The following is a 20101-nucleotide window of genomic DNA, read 5'->3' on the forward strand; positions in this document are numbered from 1 at the left end:
GAAAGCTGCCGAGACGGGGCGGTTTCCAAGGGGAGTCTCCGGTTGCAGCGAGGCGCGATTATGTCACCGGCCACAGGGCGACAAGGCACTCGAACTGGACGGACATACAGTAAAGTCGTGCCCATGCAGACCCCTGCGTCCCCCGTTCTTTCCACCCCGCCGAAGACGCAAGCCGAGCGCCTGGCCGCGGCGCTTGCCGCGCTCAACGACGACCAGCGCGCGGCGGTCGAGCACGGCGTGGGCGCGGCGGTCGGCGCCGACCACCGGCCGCTGCTCGTGATCGCCGGTGCCGGCTCGGGCAAGACCAGCACGCTGGCGCACCGCGTGGCGCACCTGATCGCGGACGGGGTCGATCCGCAGCGCCTGCTGCTGCTCACCTTCTCGCGCCGCGCCGCGCAGGAAATGGAGCGCCGCGCGGGCCAGGTGCTGGCGCGCGTGCTGGGCCTGAAGTCGGAGCGCCCGCCCGCGCTGCCGTGGGCCGGCACCTTCCACGGCATCGGCGCACGGCTGCTGCGCGAGTACGCCGCGCAGATCGGGCTGGACGAGAACTTCACCATCCACGACCGCGGCGACGCCGAAGACCTGATGGGGCTGGTGCGGCACGAGCTGGGCCTGTCGTCCACGGTCAATCGTTTCCCGCGCAAGGGCACCTGCCTGTCGATCTACTCGCGCTGCGTGAACACGCGCGCGCCGCTGGCCACCGTGCTGAAGGACAGCTTTCCCTGGTGCGCCGAGTGGGAGGCGCAGCTCAAGGCGCTCTTCGGCGCCTACGTCGAAGCCAAGCAGCAGCAGAACGTGCTCGACTACGACGACCTCTTGCTCTACTGGGCCGAGATGGTCGCCGAGCCCGCGCTGGCCGCGCACGTCGGCGCACGCTTCGACCACGTGCTGGTCGACGAATACCAGGACACCAACCTGCTGCAGGCCGAGATCCTGCGCGCGATGAAGCCCGACGGGCGCGGCGTGACGGTGGTGGGCGACGACGCGCAGTCGATCTACTCGTTCCGCGGCGCCACGGTGCGCAACATCCTCGACTTTCCGTCGCAGTTCTCGCAAGAGGCACGCATCGTCACGCTGGAGCGCAACTACCGCTCGACGCAGCCGATCCTCGACGTGTCGAACCGCGTCATCGCGCAGGCCGCCGAGCGGCACGCCAAGACGCTGTGGACCGACAAGCCCTCGGCCGGCAAGCCGGTGCTGGTGCTCGTGCCCGACGAGGCCGGGCAGGCGCGCTGGGTGGCCGACAAGATCCTGGCGCACCGCGAGGGCGGGCTGGCGCTGAAGTCGCAGGCGGTGCTGTTTCGCACCTCGTCGCACAGCGCGGCGCTCGAGCTGGAACTGGCACGGCGCAACATCCCGTTCGTGAAGTTCGGCGGCCTCAAGTTCCTCGAGGCCTCGCACGTGAAGGACCTGCTCGCCGTGCTGCGTTTCGCGCAGAACCCGCGCGGGCGCATGGCGGGTTTCCGGGTCACGCAGCTCATTCCCGGCGTGGGCCCGGCCACCGGCACGCGCCTGCTCGACGCGATGGACCAGGCGGCCGACCCGGCCGCGGCCGTGCGCGACTTCGTGCCGCCGTCGGCCGCGCGCGAACAGTGGGCCGACTTCGCCCAGGCCTATGCGGCGCTGCGCGCGCCGTCGCTGCAGTGGCCAGCCGACGTGGAAGTGGCCATGCAGTGGTACCAGCCGCACCTGGAGCGGCTGTACGAAGACACCTCGGGCGTGCGCCGCGCCGACGTCGAGCAGCTGGCGCGGCTGGCAGCCGGCTATGGCTCGCGCGAGCGCTTTCTCACCGAGCTCACGCTCGATCCGCCCGAGGCCACCAGCGACCGGCCCGGCCCGCCCTCGCTCGACGAGGACTACCTGATCCTGTCGACCATCCATTCGGCCAAGGGGCAGGAGTGGAACTCGGTGCACGTCATCAACGTGGTCGACGGCTGCATGCCGGCCGACGTGGCGCAGGGCGCGCACGAGCTGGAAGAAGAACGGCGCCTGCTCTACGTGGCGATGACGCGGGCCCGCGACCACCTGCACCTGGTGATGCCGCAGCGCTTCCACATCACGCAGCAGGCGGCGCGCGGCGACCGGCACCTGTACGCCAACCGCACCCGCTTCATCGCCGAGTCCGACCTGGCGGGCTTCGAGCTGCAGACCTGGCCGCCGCCGCCGGTGCTGCCGCCCGCGGTGCCACCGCCGGCCGCGGTGATCGACCTGCGCAACCGCATGCGCGCCGCCTGGCGCTGAACGGGCCGGCCCTTCGGGCGGGAGGGGCACTGCGCGCTGCACATGGAAACACTTGCTTCCAATGTGCCGCAACGGCATGCCACTGCACGGGGGCAGCTATGGAATCAATAGCGGATTAGGGCATGCAATACACCGGCCCGTCACTCGGGCAAGCCCCGGTATTGCAATACCGTGACAGCTTGGGCATAGTGAATCCGACCGCCCCCTTTCTTCATCTCCCTTCCTCTTCTCCCTCTCTCCCAACCTCACCTGTTTCGCCGGCCACGCTTCATCCCGGAGCGCGGTCATTTCCCCAACCGTCAATTCTCAGGAGGTCATTCATGAATTTGACGATCAGCGGTCATCACCTCGACGTCACACCTGCCTTGCGCACCTACGTCACGAGCAAGCTGGACCGGATCACGCGACATTTCGACCAGGTGGTCGATGTCAAGGTGATCCTCACGGTGGAAAAGCAGAAGGAAAAGGAACGCCGCCAAAGGGCGGAGTGCAACATTCACGTCAAGGGCAATGACATGTTCGCGGAATCGAGCCACGCTGATCTGTACGCCGCGGTCGATGAGTTGGTCGACAAGCTCGACCGCCAGGTGGTCCGCCACAAGGATCGCCTGCAAGACCACCATCACGTGGCGCCCAAGCGCGTGATGTAAACGCCGGGCCCCGCGCCCCGCATCTCAGGCCGCCTTCGGGCGGCCTTTTGTTTGTCCGACCACATTGGTGGGGCTTTGCAAGGGCCTCCAGAGGAAGCGACGCCTCACGGCAACACATGTAGACGAAAGTAATTAGGGGGACTGGGGGTTTTTACCGAGGAGGTGCATAATCGCCCCCGCTCTGACCCCACCATGAATCGCCTCGCGTCCATCCTGCCGCCCGCTCAAGTGCTCGTGAGCGTTGACGCCACCAGCAAGAAACGTGCTTTCGAAGAGGCCGGCCTGCTGTTCGAGAGCCTTCACGGTCTGGGCCGTGCCCTCATCACCGACAGCCTGTTTGCGCGCGAGCGCCTCGGCTCCACCGGCCTGGGCCACGGCGTCGCCATTCCGCATGGCCGCATCAAGGGCCTCAAGGCGCCGATGGCCGCGGTGTTCCAGCTGGCGAACCCCATCGGCTTCGACGCCCCCGACGAGCAGCCCGTGGCGCTGCTGATCTTCCTGCTGGTACCCGAAGCGGCCACGCAGAAGCACCTCGAAATCCTGTCCGAAATTGCCGAGCTGCTGAGCGACGCCGGCCTGCGCGAGCAGATCAAGTCCAGCACCGACGCCGCCGCGCTGCACGGCCTCATTGCCGGCTGGCAGTCGACCCAGGTCGCCTGAGCGCCCGTGCCGGGCCTGCCGCTGCTGATAAGCTGCGGCGACGCTTTTCTCTCCCTCCATCCTGACCAGAATGCCGGCGTTTTGCGCCGGCCGCCGCACGCATGAAGCCGACCGTCATCAGCGCCGATGCCATGTTCGAGGAGTTTCGCGGGTCGCTCCGCTGGGAATGGCTCGCGGGCCTGGGCGCCTCGGAGCGCCAGTTCGACCCCGACGTCATCAGCCGCGCGCAGTCGGCCGCCGACCTGGTCGGCTACCTGAACTACATCCACCCGTACCGCGTGCAGATCCTCGGTGCGCGCGAGGTGGCCTACCTCACGCGGGGCAGCAAGGAAGACTGCGTGCGCCGCATCGGGCGCATCGTCACGCTGGAGCCGCCGATGCTGGTGCTGGCCGACGGCCAGGCCGCGCCCGACGAGCTGCTGTCGATCTGCGAACGCGCCCAGCTGCCGCTGTTTGCCACGCGCGAGTCGTCGGCCTTCGTGATCGACCTGCTGCGCGCTTACCTGTCCAAGCACTTCGCCGAGCGCACCTCGATGCACGGCGTGTTCATGGACATCCTGGGCATGGGCGTGATGATCACGGGTGAGTCGGGCCTGGGCAAGAGCGAGCTCGGCCTGGAGCTGATCTCGCGCGGCAACGGCCTGGTGGCCGACGACGCGGTCGACCTGTACCGCATCAACCAGAACACCATCGAGGGGCGCTGCCCCGACCTGCTGCTGAACCTGCTGGAGGTGCGCGGCATCGGCCTCCTGGACATCCGCGCGATCTTCGGCGAGACGGCCGTGCGCCGGAAGATGCGCCTGAAGCTCATCGTGCACCTCGTGCGGCGCGACAGCTTTGAGCGCGACTACGAGCGCATGCCCTCGGCGCCGCTCACGCAGGACGTGCTGGGCATCCCGGTGCGCAAGGTCATCATCCAGGTGGTGGCGGGGCGCAACATCGCCGTGCTGGTGGAGGCGGCGGTGCGCAACTCGATCCTGCAGCTGCGCGGCATCGACACCTATGCCGACTTCGTGGCGCGCCACCACAAGGCGATGGAGAGCGGGCGCGATCCGGACTGAGCAAAGAAAAAAGCCCTTCAAAGTGAAGGGCCGCTTTCTGCTTCAGCAGGTCTTCAGCGTCAGCGCTTCTTGACGCAGTCGCCGCACAGGCCGTACAGCGACATGGCGTGGTCCTGCAGGACCCAGCCCTTGTCCTTGGCGATCATTTGCTGGCGCCGCTCGATCTCGGCGTCGTAGAACTCCTCGACCTTGCCGCACGAGGTGCACACCAGGTGGTCGTGGTGCGTGCCTTCGTTCAGTTCGTAGACCGCCTTGCCGCTTTCGAAGTGGCTGCGCTCCAGGATGCCGGCCTGCTCGAACTGCGTGAGCACGCGGTACACGGTGGCCAGGCCGATGTCGGAGTGTTCGTTGAGCAGCACGCGGAAGACGTCTTCCGCCGTCATGTGCCGCTGGCTGCCGGTCTGGAAGATCTCGAGGATCTTCAGTCGCGGCAAGGTGGCCTTGAGGCCGGTGTTCTTGAGTTCGTCGATGTTGGCCATGATGGTTCCTGCGCCCTGGGCTGAGGCCGGGCCTTCAGGCTCGGCCGCTACAATGTTCGATCATATCGCTACCCCCTCTTCTCCCATGCCTGCCATCCTCCAACGCCGGCCCTGGTTGCTGGTTGCTGCCATTGCGGCGACGCTCGCCCTCGGTGCCTGCAGCGGTTTCAGCGAACGCACGCGTGGCGCGCTGTCTGCCGTCACCCCCTACAAAGTCGAAGTGGTGCAGGGCAATTTCGTGTCGAAGGAACAGGTCGCGGCACTCAAGCCCGGCATGTCGCGCCAGCAGGTGCGCGAGATCCTCGGCACCTCGCTGCTGAACGACGTCTTCCACGCCAACCGCTGGGACTACGTCTTCACGATCCGCCGCCAGGGCGTCGATCCGCAGGAGCGCCGCCTGACCGTGTTCTTCAACGGCGAACTCATGGACCGCTTCGAGGGCGACGAAATGCCCAGCGAAGAAGAATTCGTCGCCACGCTCGACACCCGCCGCAAGAGCGGCAAGGTGCCGCAGCTCGAGGCCACCGAAGAAGAGCTCAAGAAATTCGCGCCCAAGGCCGACAAGAAAGCCGACACCACCGGCACCCCGGCAGCCCCCATGCCCGCGCTGCCGGCCGCCTACCCCCCGCTCGAAGCCGCGCGCTGAGCGTGCGCGGCACGGGCTCCGGCGGCGGCCACCCCTCCTGCGGGCGGTGCCCGCCGGACCGGTGGGGTGGCTTTCGTCGGTGTCCATGGCTCCCGTAGGGACTTTTCAACGACCGAATCCCCGTGACTGAACCGACCATCACCCCCACTTCCGATTCTTCTTCCTCCGCTCCCGCGCTGCGCCGGGTGGCGATCGCCGGCGCCTCGGGCCGCATGGGCCACATGCTCATCGAGGCCGTGCGCAACGCGCCCGACTGCCGCCTGGCCGGCGCGCTCGACATCGCAGGCAGCGCCGCCCTCGGCGCCGATGCCGCGGCCTTCCTGGGCTTCACCAGCGGCGTGCCCATCGTGGCCGACCTGCGCACCGGCCTGCAGGACGCGCAGGTGATGATCGACTTCACCCGCCCCGAAGGCACGATGGCGCACCTGGCCGTGTGCCGCGAGCTGGGCGTGCAGGCCGTGATCGGCACCACCGGCTTCAGCGATGCGCAGAAGGCCGAGATCGCCGAGATCGCCAAAGACATCGCCATCATGATGGCGCCCAACATGAGCGTGGGCGTCAACGTCACGCTCAAGCTGCTCGACATGGCCGCCCGCGCGATGGCCACCGGCTACGACATCGAGATCGTCGAGGCCCACCACCGCTTCAAGGTCGACGCACCCTCGGGCACCGCGCTCAAGATGGGCGAGGTGATCGCCGATGCGCTGGGCCGCGACCTCAAGGACTGCGCCGTGTACGGCCGCGAAGGCATCACGGGCGAGCGCGATCCGTCGACCATCGGCTTCGCCACCATCCGCGGCGGCGACATCGTGGGCGACCACACCGTGCTGTTCGCGGGCATCGGCGAGCGCATCGAAATCTCCCACAAGTCGTCCAGCCGCGTGACCTACGCGCAGGGCGCGCTGCGTGCGGTGCGCTTCCTGAGCGGCCAGCGCAGCGGCCTGTTCGACATGTTCGACGTACTCGGCCTGCGTTAAGCCAGGCGCACAAAACCAAGGACGCGAATGAGCGTGCTCGAACTGCTGACCCACGGTGACGGCGTCAGCCGTTCGGTGGCCGCGCTGCTGCTCGCGATGTCGATCGCCAGCTGGGTCGTGATCCTCTGGAAAGCCTGGCTGCTGCGCGGCGGCACGCGCGATGTGCTGCGCAGCATCGCGGCCTTCTGGCAATCGGCCACCCTGGTCGAGGCCGAGCAGAAGCTGCAGGCCTTCGACCGCGCCGAACTCGTGCGCCCCGCCGTGGCCGCATTGCGCCAGGCCGCCACCGAAGCCCCCGGCGGCACGCTGGGCGCCACGGTCGACCGCAACCAGCGCCTCACGCGCGTGCTGCGCGGTGCGCTGCACGGCGCGTTGCGGCGCCTGCAGGCCGGGCAGATCCTGCTGGCCACCGTCGGCGCCACCGCGCCCTTCGTCGGCCTGCTCGGCACCGTCTGGGGCATCTACGGTGCCCTGGCGGGCATCGCGGGCCAGACCGGCGGCTTCACCATCGACAAGGTGGCCGGGCCGGTCGGCGAGGCGCTCGTCATGACGGCCTTCGGCCTCGCGGTCGCCATTCCGGCCGTGCTGGCCTACAACGTCTTCGGCCGTGTTGTGGGGCGCGTCGAGGCCGAGCTCGAAGGCTTCGCGCACGACCTGCTCGGCAGCTTCGGCGAAGCGCCGGGACCTGCTGCACCGCCGCCCGCGCGGCCGATGCCTGTTTAAGGCGCCACGCACACCATGGCCTTCGGACGCACCTCACTGGGCAGCAGCGCCGCAGGCGGCGGGCGGGCCATGGGTGCGGGTGGGCAGCGCCCGCTGTCGGACATCAACGTCACGCCGCTGGTCGACGTGATGCTGGTGCTGCTGGTGATCTTCATCATCACTGCGCCGCTGATGGCCAGTTCGATCAAGCTCGACCTGCCGCAGACCGACGCGGGCCAGCCCAACGACACGCCGAAGTTCGTGAGCCTGTCGGTCGATGCCTCGGGCAAGGTCTTCCTGAACGACAAGCCCGTGACCGACGACGAACTGACGGCCCAGCTCGAAAAAGCCGCCGCCGACAGCAAGGACACCGAGGTGCAGTTGCGCGCCGACCAGACCGTGCCTTACGGCAAGGTGGTGGCGCTCATGGGCATCGCGAACAAGGCCGGGTTGAGCCGGATCGGGTTCGTGACCGAGGCCGAGGCGGCCCCCGCCAAAACGCGCTGAGCTTGCGGGCCCGGCCCGCCCGCCTCAGCCGAGCACCACGGGCTTGGTGTGCCAGATCTCGTGGGCGTATTCGGCGATCGTCCGGTCCGACGAAAACGCGCCCATCCCCGCCACGTTGAGGATCGCCATGCGCGTCCACGCCTCCGCGTCGCGGTACAGCGCATCGACCTCGGCCTGCTTGGCCACATAGCTCGCGTAGTCGGCCAGCAGCAGGTAGTGGTCGCCCCAGTTCACGAGCGCGTCGTAGATGCCCTGGTAGCGCGCGGGCTCGCCCGGCGAGAACGCGCCATCGCGAATCGCATCGAGCACGCGCTTGAGTTCGGCGTTCTCCTCGTAGATCTCGCGCGGCTGGTAGCCACGGGCGCGGATGTCGGCCACCTCGGGCGTGGTGTGGCCGAAGATGAAGATGTTCTCGGGGCCGACGTTCTCGCGCATCTCGACATTGGCGCCGTCGAGCGTGCCGATGGTGAGCGCGCCGTTGAGCGCGAACTTCATGTTGCCGGTGCCCGAGGCTTCCGTGCCCGCGGTGGAAATCTGCTCCGACAGGTCGGCCGCGGGCATGATGATCTCGGCGAGGCTCACGCCGTAGTTCGGCAGGAACACCACCTTCAGCAGCTTGCCCACGCGCGCGTCGGCGTTCACGGTGGCCGCCACGTCGTTGATGAGGCGGATCACCTGCTTGGCCATCGCATAGGCCGAAGCCGCCTTGCCGGCGAACACGACCACGCGCGGCACGATGTCGACCGGCGTGCCGCTGGCCTGCGCATCGAGGATGCGGTGATACCGCGCGACGACGTGCAGCACGTTGAGCAGCTGCCGCTTGTACTCGTGGATGCGCTTGACCTGCACGTCGAACATCGCGTCGGTGTCCAGGTCGAGCTTCAGGTGCTCGCCGACCCAGTTGGCCAGCCGCAGCTTGTTCTCGCGCTTGGCATGGCGGAAAGCGCGCACGAAGGCGGGCTGCGCGACCATCGGGCGCAATGCCTCGAGCTGCGACAGGTCGCGCCGCCAGCCCTTGCCGATGCGCTGGTCGAGCAGCGCGGCCAGCGGCGGGTTGGCCTGCGCGAGCCAGCGGCGCGGCGTGACGCCATTGGTCTTGTTGTTGAAGCGCTCGGGAAAGATCTTCGCGAAGTCGGCAAAGATCGACTGTTTCATCAGCTCCGAGTGCAGCCCCGACACGCCGTTCACCGAATGGCTCGCGAGCACCGCCACGTAGGCCATGCGCACGCGGCGCTCGCCGGTCTCGTCGATCAGCGAGAGGCGGCGCACCAGCTCGACGTCCTGGCCGTGCGTCTGCGTCACGGCGGCCAGGAACTTCGCGTTGATGTCGTACAGGATCTGCAGGTGGCGCGGCAGGATGCGCCCCAGCATCTCGACCGGCCAGGTTTCCAATGCCTCGTGCATCAGCGTGTGGTTGGTGTAGCTGAACACCTTCTGCGTGTGGCCCCAGGCCACGTCCCAGGCCAGGCCGTGCTCGTCGAGCAGCAGGCGCATGAGTTCGGGCACGGCCAGCACCGGGTGCGTGTCGTTCAGGTGGATGCTGACCTTGTCGGACAGCTGGTCGAAGCTCGTGTGGTTGCGCAGGTAACGCCGCAGCAGGTCTTGCACGCTGGCGCTGCAGAAGAAGTACTCCTGGTGCAGCCGCAGCTCGCGGCCCGAGGGCGTGGAGTCGTCGGGGTAGAGCACGCGCGAGACGTTCTCGGAGTGGTTCTTGCTCTCCACCGCCGCCATGTAGTTGCCGCGGTTGAAGGCCGACAGGTCGATCTCCTCGGTGGCGCGCGCCGACCACAGCCGCAAGGTGTTGGTGGCCTGCGTGCCGTAGCCTGGAATGATGGTGTCGTAGGCCACGGCCAGCACGTCGTGCGTGTCGACCCAGTCGGCTGCGCCGTAGGGCGCGTTCTTGCCTTCGCGCTTTTGCACGTGGCCGCCGAAGCGCACGCGGTAGTTCACCTCGGGCCGCTGGAACTCCCATGGGTTGCCGCGCGTGAGCCAGTAGTCGGGCGTTTCGACCTGCTGGCCGTCGACGATGCGCTGGCGGAACATGCCGTACTCGTAGCGGATGCCGTAGCCCATGCCGGGCACGCCGAGCGTGGCCATCGAATCGAGAAAGCAGGCCGCGAGCCGCCCCAGGCCGCCGTTGCCGAGCGCCGCATCGGGCTCGCGCTCGGCCAGCGCCGCCATGTCGACGCCGAAGTCGGCCAGCGCCTCGCGCACGGTGCCGTACAGGTCGACGGCGAGCAGCGCGTTGGTGAAGGTGCGCCCGATGAGGAACTCCATCGAGAGGTAATACACGCGCTTGAGGTCCTGCGCGTAGTTGGCGCGCGTGGTCGTCATCCAGCGCTCGACGAGCTGGTCGCGCACGGCCAGCGCGGTGGCGTGCAGCCAGTCATCCTGGCTGGCGGCCACGGGGTCCTTGCCGACAGCGTAGATCAGCTTGTTGGCCACCGCGCGCTTGAAGGCGGCAACGTCGCGGTCGGGGTGGTCGTAGGCGAAGTCCTTGATCGTCATGGAGGCGTTCCCGGAGTGGGTGGTGGGGTGTGGGGCGGGGGCTTCAGGCCAACGCCCGTTGGTACACATCGATGTACTGCGCGGCCGCCGTGCCCCAGTCGGCCGGGCGCCGCATGGCGTTGCCGCGCACGCGGCGCCAGTCGGCGGCGCGCTCGTACAGCGCGAAGGCGCGGCGCAGGGCGCGGTCGTAGTCGGCGTCCTCGAAGCGGTCGAACACGAAGCCGGTGGCGGCGCCGCTGGCCATGTCTTCCAGCGTGCAGTCGACGACGGTGTCGGCCAGCCCGCCGACGCGGCGCACGAGCGGCAGGCTGCCGTACTTCAGTCCGTACATCTGCGTGAGGCCGCAGGGCTCGAACAGCGAGGGCACGATCGTCACGTCGCCCGCGCCGAAGAGCTGGTGCGCCAGCGTCTCGTCGTAGCCGATGGTGACGCTCACCGAGGCGGGCGCCGCCGCTGCGCGCTGGCGGAAGGCCTCTTCGAGCCAGCCTTCGCCACTGCCCAGCAGCGCGAGCTGGCCGCCCTGCGCCAGCAGCGTGTCGAGGCCGCCGAGCACGAGGTGCAGGCCCTTCTGCTCGGTGAGCCGGCTCACCACGATGAACAGCGGCGCGTCGGGGCGCTCGGCCAGCCCCAGCTGGCGCTGCAGCACCGACTTGCAACGCGCCTTGCCGGCCATGTGGCGGCCCTCGGGCGCCTGGTAGCCCTGCACCAGCGCGGCGTCGGTGGCCGGGTTCCAGACCTGGTCGTCCACCGCGTTGAGGATGCCGCTGAGCACGCCGGCGCGCTGGCGCAGCAGGCCGTCGAGGCCGCAGCCCTGCTCGGGCGTCTGGATCTCGAGCGCGTAGGTGGGGCTCACGGTGGTGAGCTGGTCGGCGAAGTACAGGCCGCCCTTCATGAAGGAGATCTGGCCGTGGTACTCCAGCCCGTTCATGTGGAAGGCCGGCGCCGGCAGGCCGAGCTCGGCGAAGTGCCAGGGCGCGAACACACCCTGGTAGGCCAGGTTGTGCACCGTGAACACGCTGCCCGTGCGCGGGCCGCCCGCGCGCCGCGCGAAGGCGAGGTAGGCCGGCGCGAGCGCCGCGTGCCAGTCGTGCGCGTGCACGATGTCGGGCCGCCAGCCGGGGTCGAGGCCCTGCGCGAGCTGCGCCGCCGCCCAGCCCAGCAGCGCGAAGCGCCGGTGGTTGTCGCCGTAGGGTTGGCGCGTGGTGTCTTCGTAGGGGTTGCCGGGCCGGTCGTACAGCGCAGGCGCGTCGATCACGTAGGTGGGAATCGGCGGCGCGCCGGCGATGGCGACGTGCCCGGCGCGCAGGCCGAAGCGCTCGCCCCAGGGCGCGGTGAACTCGGCCACCGGTGCCAGGTCGCGCACGCCGGCCACGATGGCGGGAAAGCCCGGCAGCAGCGCGCGCGCCTCCTGCCCCGCGGCCATGAGCGCCAAGGGCAGGGCGCCGGCGATGTCCGCCAGGCCGCCGGTCTTCAGGAGGGGAAACAGCTCGGCGCTGACCTGGAGGATGCGCATGGTGGTGCGGTCGATCAGGCGGCGACCGCGGGCGCGGGGTCCGGCGCGAGCCGCTTGAGCATTTCGCGCGTGACCAGCACCACGCCCGTTTCCGTGCGCTCGAAGCGCGCGGCATCGGCTTCGGCGTCCTCGCCGATCACCGTGTCGTCGGGGATCACGCAGCCGCGGTCGATCACCACGCGGTTGAGCCGGCAGCCGCGGCCCACTTCGACGTCGGGCAGCAGCACGGCCTCGTTGATCTCGCAGAAGGAGTGGATGCGCACGCCCGAGAACAGCACTGCGCTGCTGATCTTCGAGCCCGAAACGATGCAGCCGCCCGAGACGATGGTGTTGACCGTCATGCCGTGCTTGCCCTCGCGGTCGAGCACGAACTTGGCCGGCGGCAGCTGCCGCTGGTAGGTCCAGATGGGCCAGTCCGTGTCATAGATGTCGAGCTCCGGGGTGATCGAGGCCAGGTCGAGGTTGGCTGCCCAGAATGCATCAATCGTGCCCACGTCGCGCCAGTAGGCCTTGGCGTCGGGCCCGCGCGAGGCGCGCGTGACGCAGGACATGCTGAACGGATGCGCCAGCGCGCGGCCCTCGGCCACGGCGCGCGGGATGATGTCCTTGCCGAAGTCGTGGCTCGAGTCGGGGTTGGCGTTGTCTTCCTCGAGCAGCCGGTACAGGTAGGCCGAGTCGAAGATGTAGATGCCCATGCTGGCCAGCGCCAGGTCGGGGTGGCCGGGCATGGCGGGCGGGTCGGCGGGCTTCTCGAGGAAGCTGGTGATCTGGCGGCCGTCGTCCACTGCCATCACGCCGAAGGCCGTGGCCTCGTGGCGCGGCACCTCGATGCAGCCGACCGTGCAGCCCAGGCCGCGCTCGGCGTGGTCCTTGAGCATGATGGAGTAGTCCATCTTGTAGATGTGGTCGCCGGCCAGCACCACCACGTAGTCGTGCGGCGTGGAGCGGGTGCTGATGATGTCCAGGTTCTGGAACACCGCGTCGGCCGTGCCGCGGTACCAGTGCTCGTCGCCCATGCGCTGCTGCGCGGGCAGCACGTCGACCATCTCGTTGAGCTCGGCGCGCAAAAAGCTCCAGCCGCGCTGCAGGTGGCGCATGAGCGAGTGCGACTTGTACTGCGTGACCACCGCCATGCGCCGGATGCCGGAGTTCAGGCAGTTGGACAGCGCGAAGTCGATGATGCGGAACTTGCCGCCGAAGTACACGGCCGGCTTGGCGCGCCGGTCGGTGAGCTGCTTGAGGCGGGAGCCCCGGCCGCCGGCCAGCACCAGCGCGATGGTGCGGCGGACCAGTTGATGGGCCTGCAGGGGGGGCTGCGGGGCTTGCGTGCCCTGGGTGTTGAGCTTGTCCATCTGTGTCTCCGTTCGTTCGTTCATTCGCTTGTGTTGAATTCGTCGTCGTCAGAGTGTCCGCACCGAGTCTGGCACTGCGCCGTGGGCTTGGCTCCTACGTTCTTGCAAGCCAGAGGCTCGAAACCGGTACCTCCACCGCGCGGCCCAGTAGGCGGGGCGCGGCGCGCAGGGCGTCGGGGTCTTCGGCATCGGTCGCCAGGCAGCAGCGCCAGTCTCCATTCGGCAGCGTGAAGGTGACGGGGCCCGGGCCCGCATTCACCAGCACCAGCCAGGCGTCCTCGGCATGCCCGAACAGGATCGCAAGGGCCGTGCCCGCGTGCCAGTCGGCCGGGGCCATCGGCTGGCCGTCGGGGCGCAGCCAGCGCAGGCCCGGTAGGGCGTCGACAGGAGGCTCGGCCGGCCACCAGCGCGCGCTGCGCAGCGCCGGCGCTTCGCGCCGCAGGGCGGTGAGCCGCGCCACGAAGGCCGTCAGGCGCGCGCGTTCGCTGGCCGGGTCAGACAGCCCGATCCAGCCGAGCCAGGTGGTCTCGTTGTCCTGGCAGTAGGCGTTGTTGTTGCCGCCCTGGCTGTGGCCGAGCTCGTCGCCGGCCAGCAGCATCGGCGTGCCCTGGGACAGCAGCAGCGTGGCGAGCAGCGTGCGTTGCAGGCGCGCACGCATCGTGCGCACGGCGGGGTCGTCGCTCGGGCCCTCGACACCGCAGTGGGTGCTCAGGTTGTGCGCATGGCCGTCGCGGTTGTCTTCGCCGTTGGCGAGGTTGTGGCGCAGTTCGTAGCTCACGAGGTCGCGCAGCGTGAAGCCGTCGTGCGCGGTGATGAAGTTGACGCTCGCGGTCGGTGCGCGGCCATCGTGCGCGAAGCTCGCGCTGGAGGCGGTGAAGCGGTGCGCGAAGTCGCCCAGGCCGGCGGCGCCCTCGCGCCCCTGGCGCAGCCAGAAGCCGCGTTGCGTGTCGCGGAAGCGGTCATTCCATTCGAGCCAGCCGGGCGGGAACTCGCCGAGCCGGTAGCCGCCGGGGCCGAGGTCCCAGGGCTCGGCGATGCGCAGCGTGCGCGACAGCACCGGGTCTTGCGCGATGGCTGCGAAGAAGGGCGCGCGCGCATCGAAGCCGCGCTGCGCGTCGCGGCCCAGCACCGGGGCGAGGTCGAAGCGGAAGCCGTCGACGCCCATCTCGCAGGCCCAGAAGCGCAGGCTGTCCATCACGAGTTGCAGCACGCGCGGCTCGCCGAGGTTCAGGCAGTTGCCCGTGCCGGCCCAGTTCTCGTACAGGGCGCGGTCGTCCGGGCGCAGGTGGTAGTACAGGGCGTTGTCGATGCCGCGCAGCGAGAGCGTGGGGCCGAGTTCGTCGCTTTCGGCGCTGTGGTTGTAGACCACGTCGATCACCAGCTCCATGCCGCGCGCATGCACCGCATCGGCCATGGCGCGGAACTCGCTGGCGGGGGTGGTGCCGGGGCGGCCGCTCCAGAAGCGCGCTTCGGGGGCGAACCAGCCGATGGTGTTGTAGCCCCAGTGGTTGGTCAGGCCCTTGGCGAGCAGGCGCTGTTCGTCGGCGCGGTGCTGTGCGGGCATGAGGCTGAGGGTGGTGATGCCCAGGCGTTGGAGGTGGTCTAGCACTGCGGGTTCTGCCAGGCCTGCGTAGGTGCCTCTTAGCGGTTCGGGCACGCCGGGGTGCTGGTGGGTGAGGCTGCGGATGTGCAGCTCGTACAGGATGCGGTCGGTGGGGGGGATGTGGGCCTGGCCCGTTGTTTGGGGTGCGTTGCTGGGTGCTGTGACGCGGGCCTTGAGGGCGATGGGGGCGTTGTCTCTGTGGTCGCGTTGGGTCGGGTCTGTGGGGGCGTGGCCCAGGAAGAGGTCGCTGCCGTTGTAGTGGCCGAGGATTTCTCGGGCGTAAGGGTCGAGGAGGAGCTTGGCTGGGTTGAAACGCTTGCCCTCTTGGGGGGCCCAGGGGCCGTGGACTCGGTAGCCGTAGATCAGGCCGGGGCGGGCGGTGGGGAGGTGGCCGTGCCAGATGCCGTCTGTGCACTCTGGGAGCGGTAGGCGCTGTTGTTCGCTTTTGCCTGTGCTGTCGAAGAGGCAGAGCTCTACTTTGCTGGCTGATGGCGCTGTGAGGGCGAAGTTGACGCCTTGATTTGATGGGGTTGCGCCTAGTGGGAGGGGATGGCCTGGGCTCAGCATTTTTTGGGCTTTCCCGTGGGGTTGCTTTCCGAGGCCGGGACTCGCCCCGGCGGGCGACTCACTTTCTTTGCTTCGCCAAAGAAAGTAAGCAAAGAAAGGCGACCCCACTGTCTGCGTCCCTCCGCTTCGCTACGGGCAACCTGCGGTGCTCGCGTTTCGCGGGGTCTCGCAGAACTCGCTTCGCTCAAACAGCTGCGAGCCCTGATCCGCGAAACACTGCGCTCCTCGGCGCAGCCAGAGGGGCTTTGATACCGGGCGGGCCGTCGCTTCGCTCGGCCCGGGAATTTCCAACAGCCGAAGCCTGCGTTTGTGCTCGTGGTGCTGGTGCTTGGAGGCACATCTGCGCCCGTGTCCGAGCTTGCGTTCATGTTCCAACCAACATCGCTACCCATCCTCGCCGCAGCAGGCGCGAAGCGCCTGCTGCGGCCCACTGGCCGAGCGAAGCGATGGCCCGTAGGTATCCCACCCCCTTCTGTATGCGCCGAGGAGCGCAGCGTTTCGCGGATCAGGGCTCGCCCTTGTTTGAGCGAAGCGAGTTTGGGCGAGACCCCGCGAAACGTGAGCACCGCAGGTTGCCCGTAGCGAAGCGCAGGGACGCAGACAGCAGGGTCGCCTTTCTTTTGCCTACGTTTCTTTGGCGAAGCAAAGAAAAGTAGGTCGGCCGCCGGGCCGAGACCCGGCCCCGGAACAAAAACCAGCCCAGAGCGTTTCAAGCCACCACCCACATCAAAGTAGCGAGTGGCGGCACGCTAATCACGATCGAATCGCTCTTCCCATGCCATCCCACCGGAGAACTCTCAACCACCCCATTCCCCACACCACTCCCACCGTAAACCACCCCATCGGTATTGATGACCTCCCGGTAAGAACCAGCCACAGGCACCCCCAACCGATACCCAAGCCGAGGCACAGGCGTGAAGTTGCAAACCACCACAACAACCCCCCCATCCCGCGCCCGCCGAACAAACGCAAACACCGACTGCGCCACATCGTCATGCACCAACCACTCGAACCCAGAACCCTCGTGGTCCAGCTCATGCAAAGCAGGAAAGTGCCGATACACGTTGTTCAGATCGCGCACCAACCGCCGCACCCCTTGATGCCCCGCATGCTCGAGCAAGTGCCAGTCCAACCCGCGATCCGCATTCCACTCCGCGTACTGCGCAAACTCCCCCCCCATGAACAGCAGCTTCTTCCCCGGATAAGCCCAGAGGTACCCATACAGGTTGCGCAACCCCGCGAACTTCTGCCATTCATCGCCGGGCATGCGCCCGATCATCGACCCCTTGCCGTGCACCACTTCGTCATGCGACAGCGGCAACACGAAGTTCTCGCTGTGCGCGTACATCAGCCCGAAGGTGATCTGCTGGTGATGGTGCTTGCGGTAGACCGGATCGGTCCCGGCATACGCCAGCGTGTCGTTCATCCACCCCATGTTCCACTTGTAGTGAAACCCCAGCCCGCCGTCCTCCGGCGGTCGCGTCACGCCGGGAAAGCTCGTCGACTCTTCCGCAATGGTCACAGCCCCCGGACGCTCCACGCCCACCACGCGGTTCATGCGGCGAAGGAAATCGATGGCCTCCAGGTTCTCGCGCCCGCCCTGCGCATTCGGCACCCACTCGCCGGCCTTGCGGCTGTAGTCGCGGTACAGCATCGAAGCCACCGCATCCACGCGCAGGCCGTCCACGCCGTAGCGCTCCAGCCAGTACAGCGCATTGCCGACGAGGTAGTTGCGCACCTCCGTGCGGGCGTAGTTGAAGATCAGCGTCTGCCAGTCGTTGTGGAAGCCCTCGCGCGGATCGGCGTACTCGTACAGCGCGGTGCCGTCGAAATTGCCCAGGCCGTGCGCGTCGGTCGGAAAGTGCGCGGGCACCCAGTCGAGGATCACGCCCAGCCCCGCGGCATGCGCGGCTTCGACGAAATGGCGGAAGTCGCCGGGCGTGCCGAAGCGCGAGGTCGGCGCATACAGGCCGATGGGCTGGTAGCCCCACGAGCCGTCGAAGGGGTGCTCGGTGATGGGCAGCAGCTCGATGTGCGTGAAGCCCATGTCGCGCACATAGGGCACGAGCGTGTCGGCCAGCTCGCGGTAGTCCAGCCATTCCTGGCCATGGTGCTTGCGGCGCCACGAGCCCAGGTGCACTTCATAAATGCTGATCGGCGCCTGGTGCGCGTTGGCCTCGGCGCGCCCGGCGGGCATCGGTACCGGTGCGGGCAGCGGCGCCACGACGCAGGCGGTGCCGGGGCGCAGCTGCGACGAGAACGCGAAGGGGTCGGCCTTGCGCAGCACCTCGCCGCGCGACGACAGGATCTCGAATTCGTAGCTGTCGCCGGTCGCCACGTGCGGCGCGAAGATCTCCCACACGCCGCATTCGCGGCGCAGCCGCATCATGTGGCGCCGGCCGTCCCAGTTGTTGAAGTCACCGACCACTGACACGCGCCGCGCATTCGGCGCCCACACGGCAAAGGCCACGCCCTTCACGCCGTCGATCTCGCGCAGGTGCGCGCCCAGCCGCTCCCACGGCCGCAAGTGCGTGCCCTCGGCCAGCAGCCACACGTCGGTCTCGCCGAGCACGAACGGAAAACGGTAGGGGTCTTCGAGTCGCGAGGCGTGCCCGTTCTCCCAGTCGACCTGGAACGAGTAGCCCATGCGCGCCTCGGCCGCGGGCACGAGGCCGCTGAACAGGTCGGAGCCCTCGTGCCGCGCAAGGATCGACAGCGGCCAGCCGGTGCGCGAATGCACCACGGCCACCTGCCGCGCGCCGGGCATCAGCGCGCGCACCTCGAGGCCGTCGGCGGTCTCGTGAGGGCCGAGCACGGCGAACGGGTCGCCATGCTCGGCGCGCATCAGCGCGGGGATGTCGGCAGCTTGGAGGAAGGGAGAAGAAGGGGGCATGGGGTTCAGCGTCCTCCTGCTTCGGCAGTCGTGCCGAAGCACACGCCATAAGGCGCCAATGTCAGCAGGGGCTTTGGATCGGCGGTGACGGTCGCGGTCGGCGCGAGCGGGTGGCCGGCCAGCGGCACCAGTGGCTCGGGCAACGGAATCGACACCGGTTCGCTCCCCGTATTGAAGATCGCATGCAGCACCGCGTCGCCGTCGCTTCGCACGATGTGCAGCAGCGGCGCGGGCGCATCGACGAACGCCAGCGCGCCCGTGCGCAGCAGCGGCTGGGTGCGCCGCCAGTGCAGCAGCGCGCGGCTGAAGGCGAGCATCGAGCCGGGGTCGGCCTCCTGCTGGTCGACGGCCAGCGGCAGGTGGGCGCCGTCCACCGGCAGCCAGGGCGTGCCGGTGCTGAAGCCGGCGTTGGGCGCGTCGGCGGTCCAGGGCATCGGCGTGCGGCAGCCGTCGCGGCCCTTGAACTCGGGCCAGAAGGCGCGGCCGTAGGGGTCTTGCAGGAGTTCGAAGGGCACCTCGGCCTCGGGCAGGCCCAGCTCTTCGCCCTGGTAGAGGCTGGCGCTGCCGCGCAGCGCGAGCAGCAGCGCGAGCCAGAGTCGGTCGCGGCGGGTGTCGGGCGCGGTGCCGTCGCTCCAGCGCGTGGCGACGCGCGGCACGTCGTGGTTCGACACCGCCCAGCAGCCCCAGCCACCCGTCACGGCCAGTGCGGTGTCGAGCGATTCGACCTGGTGGCGCAGGTGCTTCGGGCTGTGGTCGGCCGTGAGCAGGCTGAAGCTGTAGGCCAGGTGCAGGCGCTTGCCGAGTTCGGTGTACTGCGCCATGACCGGGGGCGCGTTCTCGTCGCCGACCTCGCCCAGCGCGACCGCGCCGTAGCCGTCGAGCAGCTGGCGCAGGCGCTCGAGGAACACGAGGTTCTCGGGCTGGCTCTTGTCGTACAGGTGCTGCTGCATCGCGTAGGGGTTGTCGGCGCGCACGGTGCTGACCTCGTCGATCGACGCGGTCGTGGCCGGTGGGTTGTCGCGCAGCAGCGCGTCGTGGAACTGGTGGTTGCAGGCGTCGAAGCGGAAGCCGTCCACGCCGCGCTCGCACCAGAAGCGCACCTCGCCGAGCAGGGCGTCCTGGACTTCGGCGCAATGGAAGTTGAGATCGGGCTGCTCGGCCAGGAAGCTGTGCAGGTAGTACTGCCGACGGCGCGAGTCCCACTGCCAGGCCGAGCCGCCGAAGACCGAGAGCCAGTTGGTGGGCGGCGTGCCGTCGGGCTGGGGGTCGGCCCACACGTACCAGTCGGCCTTGGGGTTGTCGCGCGAACTGCGGCTCTCGGCGAACCAGGCGTGCTGGTCGGAGGTGTGCGAGAGCACCTGGTCGATGATGAGCTTCAGGCCCAGCGCATGCATGCGTGCGCGCATCGCGTCGAAGTCGTCCAGCGTGCCGAACAGCGGATCGACGGCGCGGTAGTCGGCCACGTCGTAGCCGAAGTCTTTCATGGGGGAGCGGAAGAAGGGCGAGACCCAGACCGCGTCGACGCCCAGGCGGGCGACGTGGTCGAGCTTCGACGTGATGCCGGGCAGGTCGCCGACGCCGTCGCCGTTGCTGTCCATGAAGCTGCGCGGGTAGATCTGGTAGATCACCGCGCCCCGCCACCATTCGCCGTTGCTGCCGCTCATGCCTGCCCCTGTGGTCGAAATTCATTGTGGCATGCGAAATCCGGGCCAGCGGTACGCTGTGGCAGGCGGGCGCCGCGC

Annotated in this window: 15 protein-coding genes; 8 read left to right on the forward strand and 7 right to left on the reverse strand. The window is 68.6% G+C overall.

The features are described from left to right. Positions 1–123: 123 nt before the first annotated feature. From ACAM42_RS02345 to hprK, 4 genes are all read left to right on the forward strand, one after another. The gene (locus tag ACAM42_RS02345) at positions 124–2241 is read left to right on the forward strand and encodes an ATP-dependent helicase (RefSeq protein WP_369630991.1); all 2118 of its coding nucleotides are present in this window, start codon (positions 124–126) and stop codon (positions 2239–2241) included. A gap of 320 nt (positions 2242–2561) precedes the next feature. After that, the gene (gene raiA / locus ACAM42_RS02350) at positions 2562–2891 is read left to right on the forward strand and encodes a ribosome-associated translation inhibitor RaiA (RefSeq protein ID WP_013538898.1); all 330 of its coding nucleotides are present in this window, start codon (positions 2562–2564) and stop codon (positions 2889–2891) included. Positions 2892–3083: 192 nt separating this feature from the next. Next, positions 3084–3551, forward strand: a complete 468-nt coding sequence (locus tag ACAM42_RS02355) for a PTS sugar transporter subunit IIA (RefSeq protein WP_042581318.1) — start codon at positions 3084–3086, stop codon at positions 3549–3551. A gap of 101 nt (positions 3552–3652) precedes the next feature. Next, positions 3653–4612, forward strand: coding sequence for an HPr(Ser) kinase/phosphatase (hprK, locus tag ACAM42_RS02360; RefSeq protein WP_062481041.1), 960 nt, complete (start codon positions 3653–3655; stop codon positions 4610–4612). A 59-nt stretch (positions 4613–4671) separates the two neighbouring features. Here the strand turns inward: hprK and fur are convergent, their stop codons facing one another. Next, complete coding sequence (gene fur, locus ACAM42_RS02365; RefSeq protein ID WP_062481042.1) at positions 4672–5091, reverse strand: ferric iron uptake transcriptional regulator; 420 nt, start codon at positions 5089–5091, stop codon at positions 4672–4674. 85 nt (positions 5092–5176) lie between these two features. On the opposite strand from fur, the gene ACAM42_RS02370 reads away from it, so the two are divergent. The 4 genes from ACAM42_RS02370 to ACAM42_RS02385 all read left to right on the forward strand — a co-directional run bounded on the left by ACAM42_RS02370 (position 5177) and on the right by ACAM42_RS02385 (position 7923). Then, on the forward strand, positions 5177–5737 hold the full coding sequence (locus ACAM42_RS02370; protein ID WP_062481043.1) for an outer membrane protein assembly factor BamE: 561 nt from the start codon (positions 5177–5179) through the stop codon (positions 5735–5737). A gap of 212 nt (positions 5738–5949) precedes the next feature. Next, positions 5950–6714 carry a 4-hydroxy-tetrahydrodipicolinate reductase gene (gene dapB / locus ACAM42_RS02375; protein WP_070063560.1) on the forward strand — a complete coding sequence of 255 codons (765 nt, stop codon included), beginning with the start codon at positions 5950–5952 and terminating at the stop codon, positions 6712–6714. 27 nt (positions 6715–6741) lie between these two features. After that, complete coding sequence (locus ACAM42_RS02380; protein WP_369630992.1) at positions 6742–7437, forward strand: MotA/TolQ/ExbB proton channel family protein; 696 nt, start codon at positions 6742–6744, stop codon at positions 7435–7437. 15 nt (positions 7438–7452) lie between these two features. Continuing rightward, the gene (locus ACAM42_RS02385; RefSeq protein ID WP_070063391.1) at positions 7453–7923 is read left to right on the forward strand and encodes a biopolymer transporter ExbD; all 471 of its coding nucleotides are present in this window, start codon (positions 7453–7455) and stop codon (positions 7921–7923) included. Positions 7924–7947: 24 nt separating this feature from the next. Here the strand turns inward: ACAM42_RS02385 and ACAM42_RS02390 are convergent, their stop codons facing one another. From ACAM42_RS02390 to ACAM42_RS02415, 6 genes are all read right to left on the reverse strand, one after another. After that, positions 7948–10431 carry a glycogen/starch/alpha-glucan phosphorylase gene (locus ACAM42_RS02390; protein WP_369630993.1) on the reverse strand — a complete coding sequence of 828 codons (2484 nt, stop codon included), beginning with the start codon at positions 10429–10431 and terminating at the stop codon, positions 7948–7950. Between the two features lie 43 nt (positions 10432–10474). Further along, positions 10475–11944 carry a glycogen synthase GlgA gene (gene glgA, locus ACAM42_RS02395; RefSeq protein ID WP_369630994.1) on the reverse strand — a complete coding sequence of 490 codons (1470 nt, stop codon included), beginning with the start codon at positions 11942–11944 and terminating at the stop codon, positions 10475–10477. A 14-nt stretch (positions 11945–11958) separates the two neighbouring features. Further along, the gene (gene glgC, locus ACAM42_RS02400) at positions 11959–13296 is read right to left on the reverse strand and encodes a glucose-1-phosphate adenylyltransferase (protein ID WP_369632710.1); all 1338 of its coding nucleotides are present in this window, start codon (positions 13294–13296) and stop codon (positions 11959–11961) included. Positions 13297–13390: 94 nt separating this feature from the next. Then, positions 13391–15466: a glycogen debranching protein GlgX gene (gene glgX / locus ACAM42_RS02405; protein WP_369630995.1), complete on the reverse strand. Its 2076-nt coding sequence runs from the start codon at positions 15464–15466 to the stop codon at positions 13391–13393. Positions 15467–16175: 709 nt separating this feature from the next. Next, a complete protein-coding gene (gene glgB, locus ACAM42_RS02410) occupies positions 16176–18359 on the reverse strand; it encodes a 1,4-alpha-glucan branching protein GlgB (RefSeq protein WP_369630996.1) in 2184 nt (727 codons plus the stop codon). Between the two features lie 5 nt (positions 18360–18364). Beyond that, entirely contained in the window at positions 18365–20023 is a 1659-nt protein-coding gene (locus tag ACAM42_RS02415) for an alpha-amylase family glycosyl hydrolase (protein ID WP_369630997.1), read from the reverse strand. Positions 20024–20101 lie beyond the last annotated feature (78 nt).

It is taken from the genome of Variovorax sp. V35 (assembly GCF_041154465.1).
GTDB classification, from domain to species: Bacteria; Pseudomonadota; Gammaproteobacteria; order Burkholderiales; family Burkholderiaceae_C; genus Variovorax; species Variovorax boronicumulans.

Bases quoted from the DNA above. Each gene is read 5' to 3' on its own strand.
- glgA (WP_369630994.1), bottom strand. From the start codon at position 11,944: ATGCGCATCCTCCAGGTCAGCGCCGAGCTGTTTCCCCTCCTGAAGACC.
- ACAM42_RS02355 (WP_042581318.1), top strand. From the start codon at position 3,084: ATGAATCGCCTCGCGTCCATCCTGCCGCCCGCTCAAGTGCTCGTGAGC.
- dapB (WP_070063560.1), top strand. From the start codon at position 5,950: ATGGGCCACATGCTCATCGAGGCCGTGCGCAACGCGCCCGACTGCCGC.
- glgX (WP_369630995.1), bottom strand. From the start codon at position 15,466: ATGCTGAGCCCAGGCCATCCCCTCCCACTAGGCGCAACCCCATCAAAT.
- glgC (WP_369632710.1), bottom strand. From the start codon at position 13,296: ATGGACAAGCTCAACACCCAGGGCACGCAAGCCCCGCAGCCCCCCCTG.
- ACAM42_RS02370 (WP_062481043.1), top strand. From the start codon at position 5,177: ATGCCTGCCATCCTCCAACGCCGGCCCTGGTTGCTGGTTGCTGCCATT.
- ACAM42_RS02385 (WP_070063391.1), top strand. From the start codon at position 7,453: ATGGCCTTCGGACGCACCTCACTGGGCAGCAGCGCCGCAGGCGGCGGG.
- raiA (WP_013538898.1), top strand. From the start codon at position 2,562: ATGAATTTGACGATCAGCGGTCATCACCTCGACGTCACACCTGCCTTG.
- glgB (WP_369630996.1), bottom strand. From the start codon at position 18,359: ATGCCCCCTTCTTCTCCCTTCCTCCAAGCTGCCGACATCCCCGCGCTG.
- hprK (WP_062481041.1), top strand. From the start codon at position 3,653: ATGAAGCCGACCGTCATCAGCGCCGATGCCATGTTCGAGGAGTTTCGC.
- fur (WP_062481042.1), bottom strand. From the start codon at position 5,091: ATGGCCAACATCGACGAACTCAAGAACACCGGCCTCAAGGCCACCTTG.
- ACAM42_RS02390 (WP_369630993.1), bottom strand. From the start codon at position 10,431: ATGACGATCAAGGACTTCGCCTACGACCACCCCGACCGCGACGTTGCC.
- ACAM42_RS02345 (WP_369630991.1), top strand. From the start codon at position 124: ATGCAGACCCCTGCGTCCCCCGTTCTTTCCACCCCGCCGAAGACGCAA.
- ACAM42_RS02380 (WP_369630992.1), top strand. From the start codon at position 6,742: ATGAGCGTGCTCGAACTGCTGACCCACGGTGACGGCGTCAGCCGTTCG.
- ACAM42_RS02415 (WP_369630997.1), bottom strand. From the start codon at position 20,023: ATGAGCGGCAGCAACGGCGAATGGTGGCGGGGCGCGGTGATCTACCAG.